Genomic DNA, 12,619 nt, shown 5'->3' on the forward strand with positions numbered 1-12,619 from the left:
ACATCGGCACCCGCATCGACAAGACGAATGGACATACCCGCTGGATCGTCGGACATGGGCTCCCGGCGGCGCCCTTCCTAACGTGGACCGCAGTTCAGAGGGGAGATCGACATGAGAATCGCCGTCTATGGCGCAACGGGTTTCACCGGCGGGCTCACCGTCGCCGAGGTTCGCCGCCGGGGCCTCACGCCGGTACTGGTGGGCCGGAACGAAGAGCGGCTGTCCAAGGCCGCGGCCGAGGTGGGCGGGGCGGAGGTCCGGGTGGCACCCCTGGGCGATCAGGCCGCACTCGCCGCGGCGGTGCGCGACTGTGACGCCGTGATCAACTGTGCCGGGCCGTTCAGCATTCTGGGTGAGCCTGTGGTGCGCGCTGCGATCGCGGCCGGTACCCACTACCTCGACACCGCGGGGGAACAGCAGTACATCAGGCACATCCTGGAGGCCTTCGCCGACGACGCGGAGCGCGCCGGGGTGGCGGTGGTGTCTGCGATGGCCGACGACGGCGGTCCGGGCGACATGATCGCGCACCTGACGGCAAACCGGCTCGACTCGGCCGCCGAACTGCTGATCGCCGACCTGCGTACCCCGGGGGCCGCCTCGCGCGGCACCGCCCGTTCGATGGTCGCGGTCTTCGACCAGGGGCCCGTGGACTATGTCGACGGCGACTGGCGGCCGGTCAGCGACGCCGTGCCCGCGACCATCGCCGTACCAGGGGAACAGGGGGAGGTCGCGGTCACGCCGTTCGCGCTGCCGGGAGTGGTCACCGCGCCGCGGCACCTTAATGTGCGGCGTGTCCGCAGCGTCATCCGCACGGAGGTGGCCAACCTGTTCGCATCGCTGACGGAGGACGTCGTTGAGAGCATTCCGGAAGTCCTCATCCCGGAGGCCCGTGCGAACACCCGCTGGCTGATGCTGGCCGAGGCCGCCGACGAGCGCGGCGATCGGGTACGGGGCTGGGTGACCGGCCCGGATGGTTACCGGCTCACCGCCGTGATCGCCGTCGAAGGCGCGCGCAGGCTGATCGCCGGCGGCGACAGGAAGGGCACGTTGACGCCCGCCCAGGCGTTCGAGGCGGCCGACTTCCTGAACAGCCTCGCCGACCAGGGCGTGACCTGGCAGCTCTAGGCGTCAGTCGAGGCGGCTCATATCGGGAATTGAGTTCGGCCGAACTCCTACTAGTCGGTGTCCGTCGCCGCCAGCACGGCGATCCGGCGACGGTCGGGGGAGAGTGCGGCGATGCCGTAGTCGTAGATCTCGTTGTGGAACCAGTCCGCATCGGCCTCGAAGTGGAACCAAGTGCTCTGCCGGGCATGGCGCTCCACCTCCTCCGCGCTCGCGCCCGCCGGAGCACCGCTGAGCCCCGCCATCGACTGCCATGCCGCCAGCCGGCCATAGGCACCGTGCACGCCTGTGTCGTACGTGCCGCCCATCGACGCGGTGGCGAAGAGCAAGCACCAGATATCGCCCATCGGGCGGACGGCGATCTCAAAGCGCTCGGCGGGGTGGAGCCCGTCGACGCAGGCCATCGGCAGCGTAGGCAGCAGACCTGGCACACGGTCGGGTTCGACGGCGTCGTCCAGCACGAAGACCCACGCCCCGGCGTCGCCCCAGCCGCCCGCCTCCACGGCGGAAACGATGGCCTGGTGCACGTCTGCGGTGGCGGTGTCCCGAAGCGCGGACCGCTCTGCCGTACGCGGTGTCGGCGGGGGGCATATCGGGTCCGTCCAGCAGCCGGACCCGGCTCGCCGCCGGGCTGGCGGTCCTGGCGCTCGGGGTCGCGATGGCAGCCGCACCCTGGGCGTTCTCGGGTGACGGGGCCACGGGGCTCAGTGGTCTGTCGAGCCTGGTGATCGCCTTGTCGATCGGGCCGCTGAGCCCGTGGGTCGTACGTTCGGCGGCGCGGATCGTGCAGGGACCGGCGACGCGCGGCGCGACGCAGTACCTCGCGTTGAGCAACGTCCGGCTGCGAGCGGCGCGGGTGGGCGGTGTGCTGGCTCCGGCAGTCCTCGGCGTCACGCTCAGCTGCACCCAGCTCTTCGCCAACGCTTCGGCGGGAGCCGTCGCGAGCGACCAGGTCGATGCCGGCCGGCGAGCAGGTCTCGTTGTGACGGCCGGTCCCAGCGGGATCGACCGCTCGACGGCGGAGAAGGTCGCCGAGACTCCCGGGATCCGCTCGGTCGACCAGGTCGCGGCCGGCACCGTCGTCGTGCGCGGACCGGCTGACGACAGCGCGTGGCAGGTGCTGCCGGTCCTCGGGGCCGACGGCGACGGCCTCGCGCGATATGCCGACCTCGACCCTCGGGGAGGTGGCCCGCTGGTCCTCGCGCCTGACGAGATCGCCCTGGGCGTGCAAGGCGCGGACATGCTCTATGCCGAGATCGGTGACCAGGTCACCGTGGTGCTGGGCGACGGCCGCACGATCGACCGTCGGGTCGCGACCATCTATCGGCGCGGGCTGGGCTTCGGCGAGGTGGTGCTCCCACTCGCGGATGTCCGGAGCGCCACGGCGTCCGGGCAGGCGACCGCCCTGGTGGTGACCCTGTCGCGCGACACGACGGAGCAGCAGGGCGCGAGTCGCGTCGCCGAGCGGCTTCGGGACCACCCGGGCGTGGAGGTCGTGCGGTCGCCGGTCGTGTCCGATCCCGAGGCATCGGTGGGCGACCCGGCGTCGTTCCAGGTAGTCCTGCTGGTGATCCTGTGGGGCTACATCGCGATCGCGGTGGTGAGCTCGCTCGTGGTCGGCAACCTCGCCCGACGGGCCGAGCTGACGCTCCTGCACGCGGTGGGAGCGACGCCGGCGCAGCGACAACGGGTGGGCCGGTGGGAGGCGGCGTTCGTCGCGGTGACGGCGTGCGTCGTCGGCATGGTGGCAGCGGTTCCCGGCGCCTCCGGGCTGGTGTACGCGCTGAGCAACGGGGACCGCGCGATCCCGGCGATCGCCCTCGGTGGCCTGCTCCTCGTGGTCGTCCTGACGTCCGCGCTCGTGCTCGGAGCCGGCGAGCTGTCCGCCCGGTCGTTCAGGACGCGGTCACCGCGTCCGTGACCGCCGAGCCCCGCGGCTGCCCGCAGGCACCTACAGCACATCCTCGCGGAAGCGGCCGGAAATGATGGGTCTTCTTTGCACATAGACGGGAGTGTTCGCATTCCTCGCTGACAAAGGAGACCAGCCATGGGAACTGCCCATGCAGGATGAACGGCTGGCCAGATTCGAGACCGTCTACCGGGAGACGTACGGCCTGATCACCGCCTACGCCGCGCGCCGATGTCACTCGCCCCAGGACGCGGCCGATGTCGTCGCGGAGACCTTCACCATCGCCTGGCGGCGGGTGGACGAGTTGCCTCCGGGGCAGGCGGCCACGCTCTGGCTGTACGGCGTGGCGCGGAAGGTGCTGGCGAATCATCACCGTGGCCAGGTCCGCCGCCAGGCCCGCAGCGTGGAGCTCGACGATGAGATGGCCGACCTCTACGGAGACTCTCCTGAGAGCCGGGCGGAGTTGACCGGCATCGCCCAGGTCTTCCGGACCCTGCCCGACGACGACCGCGAGCTGCTGTCGATGGTCGCCTGGGAGGGACTGACACGCGAGGAGATCGCCACCGCGCTCGGCGTGTCGCGTAACGCCGTACGCATCAGGCTCTACCGCGCGCGCAAGCGTTTCTCACGGGCGCTCAGCGACGCGGACATCCGACTCATTTCAGAAGGCAGAAGCCGACTGCTTCCGGCTGAGAGGTCGCTGTGAACGACAACGAGATCGACACGATGGTGGGAGCGCTGGCGCGGGTGGAGCCCGGAGAGCCGGGAGGCCGCTCGTCCGGCGCGGCGGGACAAGCGTTGCTGGCCTCGATCGTGACCGACGAGCCCGCGACGGCAGTGGCACCCGTACGCGTTCGCCGGCACCGCCCCTGGCGACTCGCCCTCGCCGCGGTGGCCGCAGGCGTGATGGCCGTGGGCGTTGTCGTCGGGCCCAGCCTGCTGGGGGATGGTCGCGGCGCGGCGACCTCGTACGCCAACTCCGCGGTCGAGGTCCGGCTCGAGGGCAAGGATTACGTCGCCCGCATCAAGGACCCGTTCGCCGACCATGAGAAGTACAGCGCGGCGTTCAAAGCGGTCGGTCTGCACGTCGACCTGCGCGTGGTCCCCGTCTCGCCGAGTGCCGTCGGCGACATGGTTCAGATCGGCGTGAGCGGCGGCGAGCCCGGGATGGTGCTCACGACGGGGATGGAGCGAGACGGGAAGGACTGCAAAGCGCCGGAGAAGGGATGCGCCCTGGTGGTTCGTGTCCCGGCCGGCTCCACCGGGAAGGCGTGGGTCAAGCTGGGACGCGCGGCCAGACCCGGTGAGTCCTACGAGAACGCCGGGTCCGTCACCGCCAAGGGCGAGGACCTCGCCGGAGCCAAGGTGCGCGGCCGCCCGTTCGAAGCGGTCATGGCCGAGGTGCGCAGGCGCGGCCTGAAGACCGAGTTCCAGCTCGTCGTACTGCAGGGCAACGACCAGCACACGCTGAAGCCCCTGACGGCCGGCCAGATCGGACCCGACTGGACCGTCTGGGACGCTGAGCCGGTCAGAGCCGGGACGGTGCGACTGCTGGTCACCCGCGAACACCTGGATCACAACCCTCTCTACGCCCGGGACTCCCAGCCTCGATCCTGAGGACGTGCTCGTCGGCTTTCCGACCGGAACCGGGGCGCGAGGATGTCGCGCAGGCGCAGCTTTCGGCGCGATGGCGCGGTGGTGCGGATGTCGGCCTCCGGGGGTGTGAGGTCGTCCGCGCACTGCCGCGCCATCTTCGGTCGTACGGGCCCGGGTTGCCGCTCCGGCGGAAGCTCGGGCCGTACGGAGCGCGACGAGGGAGTGGCGGGCGCGGCACCATCGTGGACGCTACGACCTTGCGCCTGCGCTGATTGTCCGGGTCTTCGCTCCGTGTCATGCTCACGTTGAGCCGTACTGGCGAGGGCCGGAGGACTTATGGACAGACCGTGGGAAGCCGATCCATCCGCCGGACTGAAGCGACGTCTCGGTAAGTCCGCGCTTGAGCTGGGGGACACCAACGCCACGGCCGGTAGTCCGGATATCTGGGAGCTCGAGAACGGGGATATCGCGGTGATCGGCCGCGATCTGACCGAGGCTTATGCCGACAGGCTGCCTGAGGGCGTGGGCATCGTGCACGACGAGCGGCTCGTGGTCATCCCCCGCAACATGCTCATCGCCGCGAAGCCCGATATCCCTGATGCTTGAGCGCCTTCTCGACCTGCCCGGCATGGAGCTGGGTCTCGACGCCTATCTCGACGACTTCGAGTCCCGCTTCTGGCGGGTGGCCGAGAGCTGGAAGCTGGAGCGGCAGCAGACCTTCCGTGAACCCGAGGTGCCTAGCTGGGTGGCGATGGCCGAAGGTGACTGGGCGACGGCGCTCCGGCTCGCCGAGGAAATGCGTCCGTCGATCAAGGGACTGCAACAGCGGCTCGACGAACACGGCATCACGCAGCACCGGGTGCGCATCGTCGAGTGGCCACTGTCTCCGTACCTGTGGTGGGAACTTCATGTCCTTCGGATCCGGGCTGAGGAAGGTGAACGGATCAGGGTGCTCGACACTGCCGCCGTCCGCCCGCTCGAGAAGGCTCGGGAGCTCCCTGAGGTCCTGGTCCTCGGAGATCGGGTCGGCTACGTCATCAGATACGACGGGACGGGCGTGCTTGACGGGGCTCGTAAGGTGACCGACGCTCAGACCATTGCGGCCTGCCGTGAGGAGATGGCGGCGCTGCATCGTCAGGGCGAGGATCTGCTGAGCTTCTTTCCCCGGGAGGTAGCGCCGCTCCCACCTCCCGTCGTGTGAAGGTGAGAGAGCGAGCGGTTGATGGCGGAGGACGAGCGTCGATGGTGGCATCGCCCCGCTGGTCGCCGCAGTGTTGTCCGCTTGTTCGTTCTGGTCTTCGTCGTGCTGTCGTCGATGTTGGTCGGCCTGTCGCCCCTGGCCCTGGACTCCTTCGGCGGGAGCGCCACCGCCTGGACGCGTCGCGGCAATATCGGGGCGACCTATGGTGCGGCCGCCGCACTGCTCTCGGTCCTGGCGCTGGCCGGTGTCGCCGTCTCTCTGGTGTTGCAGGCCAGAGAGACGATGGTGAACCGTGAGCAGGCCGCCCGTGCCGTGCACACGGATCTGCTGAAGATGGCGATGGACGACCCCGCCTACCTTGAATGCTGGGGCCCGTACAGCTCTTCGGCCGATCACACTGAGCAGCGGCAGTATCTCTACGTCAACCTGATCCTGTCGTACTGGGAGAGCAGGTACGAGCTCGGCCGTACATCTCCGCGCGGGCGCGAGCAGGCTGTTCCAGGCGCAACCGGGACTGCGGTTCTGGGCGGACACGAGGTCATTGCGCGTTGAGACGGTCGAGGGCCGACGAGCCCGACGCTTCCACCGAATACTGGATGAGGAGTACCTCAAGGCCATCACCCGATCACCTCAACCGTGAGGGGTATCGGGGGCAGCCGGAAATTCCTCGTCCGGGTCTTTCCCTGGCCCGGACGGTGAGGTGGGCGCTCCGTCCGGCAGCGGGTGTGGGGCGGTGGTCGTGGTGGAGGGCTACTTGCTCGGTGGTGGCGCGGTCCCATGTGCGATCCACTCGATGTGAGTTCTGAGCTTGTTCGTGTTCGCCCCCTTGGAAGAAGGCGGGCGGGTGCGGGAAAAGGCAGGTGAAGACCAACCCCTCAAGGAGCGCCCATGAGAAAGCCGGAAACGGCATGATCGTCCACCCCGTCACGACAACCGATGCCCCCGCCGATGACGCCGCGCTGATCGAGGCGTCCCGCCACGAGCCGGAACGGTTCGAGGAGATCTACGACCGGCATGCCGGGGAGATACAGCGCTACATCGCACGTCGGCTCGGGCCGGACGTCGGCGACGACCTGATGGCCGAGACGTTCCTGCGGGCGTTCCGGCAGCGCGACCGGTACGACTCCACGTTCGCTGATGCCCGTCCGTGGCTGTACGGCATCGCCACGAACCTGATCCGCCACCACCGCCGCTCCGAGATCCGGTTCTTCAAGGCCATCGCCAGGACCGGCGTCGACCCGGCCGCGGAGTCGTCCCTTGAGATCGTCGCCGACCGGTTGTCGGCTCAGGCAATGCGAAAACAGCTCGCGGCCGCCCTGGCCCGACTGAACGTGGGCGAACGCGACGTTCTTGTGCTCCTGGCCAGCGGCCTCAGTTACAAGGACGTTGCCCGGGCACTGAACGTCACCGTCGGAACCGTGTCGTCCCGCATGAACCGAGCCCGCAAGAAGATGCGCAGCGCCCTGGAGGAGTCGAACGATGGATGAGCTGAAGCTGATGGAGGACTTCTGCCGTGACGTGGCGCCGACCCGCCAAAGGGCGCTGAACGAGGGGCGGTCCCGGCTGTTGTCGGAGTTCAAGGAGCCGCGGCGCGGGCGTTCGTCGCGTCCGGTCCGTCCGGTCGTACGCGTGGTCGCGGTCGGCGCCCTGGCCGTGGCCATCGCGTCCGGCATCACGATCGCGCAGAACGTGGGTGGTGACGCACCGGCGAACCGTCCCGGCCGGGTGGGGATCCTGCCCGGCGGCCCGGTGGCCAACGCACAGGAGGTCGCTCTGCGCGCCAAGGCGGCGGCGCAGGCCCAGCCGGCCATCACGCTGACACCCGGCCAGTGGATCTACGTCAAGACCCGCACGGCTGAGATCAACGGCGAGACGCTAGGCCCCAGGACCAAGTACTCGACGAACGAGGCATGGCTCACCGTGGAAGGGAAGTCTCCGCCTCGCGAGGACCGTGTCGTCGTACCTGTGAGCGAACCGACCGCGAAGGTGCTCATCGATCTGCCGAGCGATCCCGACGCCGCGCTCGCCCGCCTGTACGCCGAGGTCGACCGGATCAACGATCTCGTCAAGCGGCCCACCGGTCAGAACGCGAGCGAGCCGCTCGCCTTCCGCAACGGCATCCTGGACACGCCGCGCGGTGTGGCGGCGTTCAACCTGGTCTCGGAGATTCTGGAGTCGTATTACGTGCCGCCCCGTCTGCAGGCCACCCTGTACGGTGCGCTGGCCCGGATGCCCGGAGTCAGGATGCTCCCCGATTCCGTGGACGCCCAGGGACGGCACGGGCTGGCGCTGTACGTCATGAGCGAGGGCTACATCCGGCAGGAGATCATTCTGGACCGGAACACCTACCGCTATCTGGGCAGCCGCTGGATCTCCGTGAAGGACCACACGGTCCCGCCCGTGGGCAAGGGCGTGGAGACCGACTCTCGTACGCCCATCCATATCAAGAAGGGCTCCGTGCTGGGCTTGTCGGCACAGTTGGCCTCCGCGCCAGTCGGCAAGCCCGGCGAGCGCCCGTGAACACGCTGAATCTACGTTCCGGGGCAGGGACGGGATCCCCGCGGACGCGGTGCGCTTCGGAGCGGCGCTGACCTGATCCCTGACCTGATCCCTTCGACCACCCGGCCGGCCCGAGGCCCACACTCGGTCCGGCCGGGTGGTCGAGGTGTCATGGATCGGCCTGCGCCCGCCGGCGGCGGAACTCATCGAAGGGCGTGCGGTCGAAGTGGAAGCGGAGCTCAGCGAAGCGCCGCCGGCAGGCCCACCAGCCGCGCGCTCTCGTCCCACAGTCGATCCTGCCGGGTGACGTCCGTGGTGTGCCGCAGCGCAGTGATGTCTCAAGGTTCCGCGCCAGATTCGCCGGAATTGTAGATTTGGCTCGATGCGACGAGTGGAGCGAATCGGCGGCGTACTGGTCCTGCTCGTCATCGGTATCTTCTTCATCGCCCTCGGCAGCCTGGACCGCGCGGACAAGTCCGCCAGCGTTCTCGGCGTCTTCATCAGCCTGATCGGCTTGGGCATCGGGATCGTAAGCTGGCGCGCAGCGCGTGGTGTTCTGGACCTTGACGCGGCGGCGCGCTCTCTCGCCGTCGAAGTGCGTGCACAGTGGGCGGCCGAAGAAGCCAGGATCGGGTCACTGTTCAGGCCGGCCCCGCTGCCCGTCCGTTGGTCCAGCACCGGACGGCCGGTGCAGGCTCCGCCGGAGGCCGTGCTCGGCCGGAACGCGACGGGCGCGCGTCCGATCCGTCTTCGGCTGCGCGGCGACGTCAGCCGGATCGTCGAAGCTTTCCGGGCTCTCCCCAGGAGGCAACTCGTCGTCCTGGGGAAGCCGGGATCGGGCAAAACAGTCCTGGCGATGCAGCTTCTCCTCGATCTGCTGAAGAGACCGCAGGAGAACGAGCCCGTACCGGTCCTGCTCCCATTGTCGTCCTGGAATCCCGAAGTGCGCCTCCTCGACTGGATGACGTGCCGTATCCGGGCCGACCATCCGACGCTCACCGAGGATGTCATCTCCCGGCTGCTCACCACCGAGAGGGTGATGCCGATTCTCGACGGCCTGGACGAACTCGCCCCTCACCTGCACGCGAAGGCCATTGACGCCATCGACCGCGCTGTGACCACCGGCCCACTGGTGCTGACCTGCCGTGGCGACGAGTATGAGACGGCCGTGACGTCCACTGGCGCGTTCCTCAGCCGCGCCGCCGTCATCGAACTCGAGCCCATCGAGGTCACCGAGGTCATCGACTTCCTCGACCTCACCCACATCCCGGAAGACGACCGCTGGAATCCGGTTCGCGCTCACCTGCGCGCCCATCCCGACGGCTCTCTCGCCGAGGCTCTGTCGACCCCGCTCATGGCCGACCTGGCCCGCACCGTTTACGAACGCCGTCCCGCCGATCCCGCCGAGCTGCTGGACTTCACCGACCGCGCCGCGGTTGAGGGCCACCTCCTCGATGCCTTCATCCCCGCCGTCTATGCCTCCGGCGACCCTCGTCGTGCGCGCCGCTGGCTCACCTACCTGGCGGAGAACATGGCCGCACATGGCACCCGCGACCTGTCCTGGTGGCAGTTCCGGTCCCAGGTCGTCGCCCTGACCGTCGCGGCGTTGTTCTGCGCCATGGGCTGGTGGTTCCTGCGCCTGTTGTTCGCGCCGCCGCTGGCCGCGCCCGGTGCGCTCGGGATGGCGGGCTTCGGCTACTTCGTCGTCAAAGACGGCGTCTGGGCCGAAATTCACCGACCGGACCCGCGGGCGATCGACCCGCTCGGCATGTTGCGTCGCCAGCGCCTGACGGCCATCGGTTCGGCGTTGCTGGCCGGGCTCGGAGTCGGACTCGTCATCGCCGCGGTGGTGACGGTCGTCTTTGCCGCGAACAGCCGCTCGGCGGAACTGTACGCGGCCGTTTTCGGTTCGGTCTTCATGACCGTATCCGCTGCGAACACGCCCTGGGGCACCTTCCTGCTTTCGCGCCTCAGGCTGGCGGCGACGAGACGACTCCCCCTGCGGTTCACCCGGTTCATTTCTGATGCTCACGAACGCGGCGTTCTCCGGCAGGCTGGGACGGTCTACCAGTTCCGGCACGCCCGGCTCCAGGACCGGCTGGCACCCCTCCAGCCTCGTCCTCAGCAGCCCGAGGGTGCACTGGACAGGGCGGAGGGTTTCTGGGGGCGCCAGGTCGGTCTGGTCGTAGCGGTCGTGTTGCCCGCGATGCTCCTCTTCGCCGTCCCCCAGGGGTACCGTCTTGACTACCACTCTGGAGCCGAACCACGTCATTACTCTGCCGTGGACAATCCCCGCTGCATGGGTACACAATCGCTGAACTGCGGATTCGCGTTCGTCTGGGAGCTGCCGCCCGGCGCCGTCGCCACCACCACGTTCAAGGTCTCGAAAGGCCTCACCGAGCAGCCTGTCGTCGGCTTCCGCGGCACCATCGCAGCCGAAGGGTGCCAAGGGGCGGCGGTCGGGCTCACACTCGCGGGTGCCGGATCCGCCTCGGTCACCAGCTCCCGGTTCGGGGAGGCCCCACTCAAGGACCTTGCTCGGGGAATCGCCTCCAAGCCGACACGGCTGACGTTCACCCTGCGCAGGCTCGACAGCCGCCTCTGTACGGCCCGCCTGTTCTGGGACGGCGAAGGCCTCTCCTACGATCTCGCCTTTAAGCTCAAGCAGAGACTCCGCGGTGATCGCCCCGCGACCGAATGAGGCGCTGGAACGCGCCTGACGGCGCGCCCCGATCCACGAAGGACACGCGCTCGGGGTTGAACAGGAACACCACCCGGATGTTGCCGCCGGGCTCACCGCCGTCCTGGTCGTTGACCGGGTCGATCTCGCGCCAGTCGTGCTTCGGCCCGCCCGCCGCGCTGATCGCCGCGGTCAGTTTGGTCAGCGTCTGGTCGGCCGCGACGACGCCGTTGTTGTCCTGTACCTCCTCGACCGCGACGATGTCGGGCTTGGCTAGATTCGTGACGACGCCGTGCGCGAGCTGCGCGTACTTCGAGGCGGGGTCGCCGGGCGCGAGGTTCTCCACGTTGTACGTCGCGACGGCGAGCTGCTTGGAGGTCTGCGGGGTCGCGACGACGGGCGGCAGGTTCTTGTGCTGCACCGCGCCGACCTGCGTCGCGGCGATCGTGTATCCGCCGAACAGCGAGTAGTCGACCGGCCCGGCCGTCGCGCCTTGGAGGACGTCGACGACGGAGACGCCGGGGTTGCCGCCGTCGGCCGGCACGACCTCGATCCGGCCCGAGGGCTCGGTGTTCTCACAGAGGAGTTCGGTGCCGCCGCGGTACGTCCGCGACTGCGCCGGCTTGGTGGTGACGTATTGCTCGCCGTAGCCGTTGGACGGCCCGACCATCCGCGCGTCGTCTTCGCCGACCGGATTCGGTCAGCGGTGATCAAGGGTGATCCACCCTGCTGCGCCGGCTCAGCGAAGCGCCGCCGGCAGGCCCACCAGCCGCGCGCTCTCGTCCCACAGTCGATCCTGCCGGGTGACGTCCGTGGTGTGCGGCGCAGTCGTGACCTCCTTGCGCCGCACGAAGTACCGTCCGGTCACTCCTTCCACTTCGGACGCCGTGGCGAGCCAGGTGGGATTGTCGGCGCCGTAGTCGGCGCCTGGCACGACCGGGTTGAGCAGGGTGGTGAACACTTTCAGCCCGCCTGACGCATGTCGGCCCAGGCCGGTCTGCTTGACGATGCCGGGGTGGCCGCCGTTGACCGTGATGTTCGTGCCTGCGAGCCGCGAAGCGAGCGCGTAGCCGAACATCGCGTTCATGTTCTTCGTTCGCCCGTAGGCGGCGAACGGCCGGAAGCTCGGCAGCGCGCCGAGCGTGCGTGCGTTGCGGAACTGCAGGTCGTCGAGGTCTACCGGCACCCGGGCCAGCGCCCGCGGCGCCGCGCCGACGATCACGAACCGCGCTCGGCCCGCGCCGACTCGCATGGCCAGCGTTCGCAGCAGCAGGTACGGCGCGAGGTGGTTCGTGGCGAACGTCAGTTGCAGGCCCTCGGCGGTGACCGCGTCGATCGGGGCGATGATCGCCGCGTTGCTGATCGCGACGTCCGGTAGCGGGTCCAGCCGGGCCGCGAGCTCGCGGACGTCGGTCATGAGCGACAGGTCCGCGACCTCGCCGTGGAGGTCGGCGTCCGGCGCCGCGGCCGCGATCCGCGACCTCGCCTCGTTGATCCGCGTGTGGTTGCGTCCGACGAGGACGACCGTGTGCCCGTCGGTCGCGAGCCTGCGCGCGATCGCCTCCCCGATGCCGCCCGTCGCCCCGGTGACCAAGATTCGCATCTTCATCCC

At 69.1% G+C, this 12,619-nt stretch carries 12 protein-coding genes and 1 pseudogene; 10 read left to right on the top strand and 3 right to left on the bottom strand.

Going from position 1 to position 12,619, the window contains the following annotated elements; genetic code table 11:
* The first annotated feature begins 111 nt into the window (after window positions 1-111).
* On the top strand, window positions 112-1,125 hold the full coding sequence (locus HKK74_RS12260) for a saccharopine dehydrogenase family protein (RefSeq protein WP_187243276.1): 1,014 nt from the start codon (window positions 112-114) through the stop codon (window positions 1,123-1,125).
* Between the two features lie 50 nt (window positions 1,126-1,175).
* Here the strand turns inward: HKK74_RS12260 and HKK74_RS12265 are convergent, their stop codons facing one another.
* Complete coding sequence (locus HKK74_RS12265) at window positions 1,176-1,793, bottom strand: DUF6183 family protein (RefSeq protein WP_222722172.1); 618 nt, start codon at window positions 1,791-1,793, stop codon at window positions 1,176-1,178.
* Between HKK74_RS12265 and HKK74_RS12270 the strand changes: the two genes are divergently transcribed.
* The 9 genes and pseudogenes from HKK74_RS12270 to HKK74_RS12310 all read left to right on the top strand — a co-directional run bounded on the left by HKK74_RS12270 (window position 1,697) and on the right by HKK74_RS12310 (window position 11,028).
* Window positions 1,697-3,043, top strand: a complete 1,347-nt coding sequence (locus HKK74_RS12270; RefSeq protein WP_187243278.1) for an ABC transporter permease family protein — start codon at window positions 1,697-1,699, stop codon at window positions 3,041-3,043. The genes HKK74_RS12265 and HKK74_RS12270 overlap by 97 nt on opposite strands.
* Window positions 3,044-3,182: 139 nt before the next feature.
* Complete coding sequence (locus HKK74_RS12275) at window positions 3,183-3,737, top strand: RNA polymerase sigma factor (RefSeq protein ID WP_187243279.1); 555 nt, start codon at window positions 3,183-3,185, stop codon at window positions 3,735-3,737.
* Window positions 3,734-4,648, top strand: coding sequence for a hypothetical protein (locus tag HKK74_RS12280; protein ID WP_187243280.1), 915 nt, complete (start codon window positions 3,734-3,736; stop codon window positions 4,646-4,648). The genes HKK74_RS12275 and HKK74_RS12280 overlap by 4 nt, the downstream gene beginning before the upstream one ends.
* 315 nt (window positions 4,649-4,963) lie before the next feature.
* Window positions 4,964-5,233 (top strand): hypothetical protein, encoded by a 270-nt coding sequence (locus HKK74_RS12285; RefSeq protein ID WP_187243281.1) that lies wholly within the window; start codon window positions 4,964-4,966, stop codon window positions 5,231-5,233.
* Entirely contained in the window at window positions 5,226-5,828 is a 603-nt protein-coding gene (locus HKK74_RS12290) for a DUF6879 family protein (RefSeq protein ID WP_187243282.1), read from the top strand. The genes HKK74_RS12285 and HKK74_RS12290 overlap by 8 nt, the downstream gene beginning before the upstream one ends.
* A gap of 114 nt (window positions 5,829-5,942) precedes the next feature.
* Window positions 5,943-6,468 (top strand): annotated as a pseudogene (locus HKK74_RS12295) (DUF6082 family protein).
* A 268-nt stretch (window positions 6,469-6,736) separates the two neighbouring features.
* Window positions 6,737-7,315 (top strand): RNA polymerase sigma factor, encoded by a 579-nt coding sequence (locus tag HKK74_RS12300; RefSeq protein WP_187243284.1) that lies wholly within the window; start codon window positions 6,737-6,739, stop codon window positions 7,313-7,315.
* Window positions 7,308-8,348: a CU044_5270 family protein gene (locus HKK74_RS12305; protein ID WP_187243285.1), complete on the top strand. Its 1,041-nt coding sequence runs from the start codon at window positions 7,308-7,310 to the stop codon at window positions 8,346-8,348. Before HKK74_RS12300 ends, HKK74_RS12305 begins: the two co-directional genes overlap by 8 nt.
* A 361-nt stretch (window positions 8,349-8,709) precedes the next feature.
* Window positions 8,710-11,028: an NACHT domain-containing protein gene (locus HKK74_RS12310; protein ID WP_187243286.1), complete on the top strand. Its 2,319-nt coding sequence runs from the start codon at window positions 8,710-8,712 to the stop codon at window positions 11,026-11,028.
* On the opposite strand, the gene HKK74_RS12315 is transcribed toward HKK74_RS12310, so the two are convergent.
* The gene (locus HKK74_RS12315) at window positions 10,988-11,677 is read right to left on the bottom strand and encodes an endonuclease/exonuclease/phosphatase family protein (protein ID WP_187243287.1); all 690 of its coding nucleotides are present in this window, start codon (window positions 11,675-11,677) and stop codon (window positions 10,988-10,990) included. The two genes, HKK74_RS12310 and HKK74_RS12315, sit on opposite strands and share 41 nt — an antisense overlap.
* A 69-nt stretch (window positions 11,678-11,746) precedes the next feature.
* Window positions 11,747-12,610, bottom strand: a complete 864-nt coding sequence (locus tag HKK74_RS12320) for an SDR family NAD(P)-dependent oxidoreductase (protein WP_222722173.1) — start codon at window positions 12,608-12,610, stop codon at window positions 11,747-11,749.
* Window positions 12,611-12,619 lie beyond the last annotated feature (9 nt).

Origin of the sequence: Actinomadura alba, assembly GCF_014323705.1 — a bacterium.
GTDB lineage: Bacteria > Actinomycetota > Actinomycetes > Streptosporangiales > Streptosporangiaceae > Actinomadura_C > Actinomadura_C alba.

Excerpts from the sequence above, each read along its gene's own strand:
- HKK74_RS12315 (WP_187243287.1), bottom strand. The coding sequence starts at position 11,677 with ATGGTCGGGCCGTCCAACGGCTACGGCGAGCAATACGTCACCACCAAG.
- HKK74_RS12320 (WP_222722173.1), bottom strand. The coding sequence starts at position 12,610 with ATGCGAATCTTGGTCACCGGGGCGACGGGCGGCATCGGGGAGGCGATC.
- HKK74_RS12275 (WP_187243279.1), top strand. The coding sequence starts at position 3,183 with ATGCAGGATGAACGGCTGGCCAGATTCGAGACCGTCTACCGGGAGACG.
- HKK74_RS12285 (WP_187243281.1), top strand. The coding sequence starts at position 4,964 with ATGGACAGACCGTGGGAAGCCGATCCATCCGCCGGACTGAAGCGACGT.
- HKK74_RS12300 (WP_187243284.1), top strand. The coding sequence starts at position 6,737 with ATGATCGTCCACCCCGTCACGACAACCGATGCCCCCGCCGATGACGCC.
- HKK74_RS12290 (WP_187243282.1), top strand. The coding sequence starts at position 5,226 with ATGCTTGAGCGCCTTCTCGACCTGCCCGGCATGGAGCTGGGTCTCGAC.
- HKK74_RS12305 (WP_187243285.1), top strand. The coding sequence starts at position 7,308 with ATGGATGAGCTGAAGCTGATGGAGGACTTCTGCCGTGACGTGGCGCCG.
- HKK74_RS12260 (WP_187243276.1), top strand. The coding sequence starts at position 112 with ATGAGAATCGCCGTCTATGGCGCAACGGGTTTCACCGGCGGGCTCACC.
- HKK74_RS12310 (WP_187243286.1), top strand. The coding sequence starts at position 8,710 with ATGCGACGAGTGGAGCGAATCGGCGGCGTACTGGTCCTGCTCGTCATC.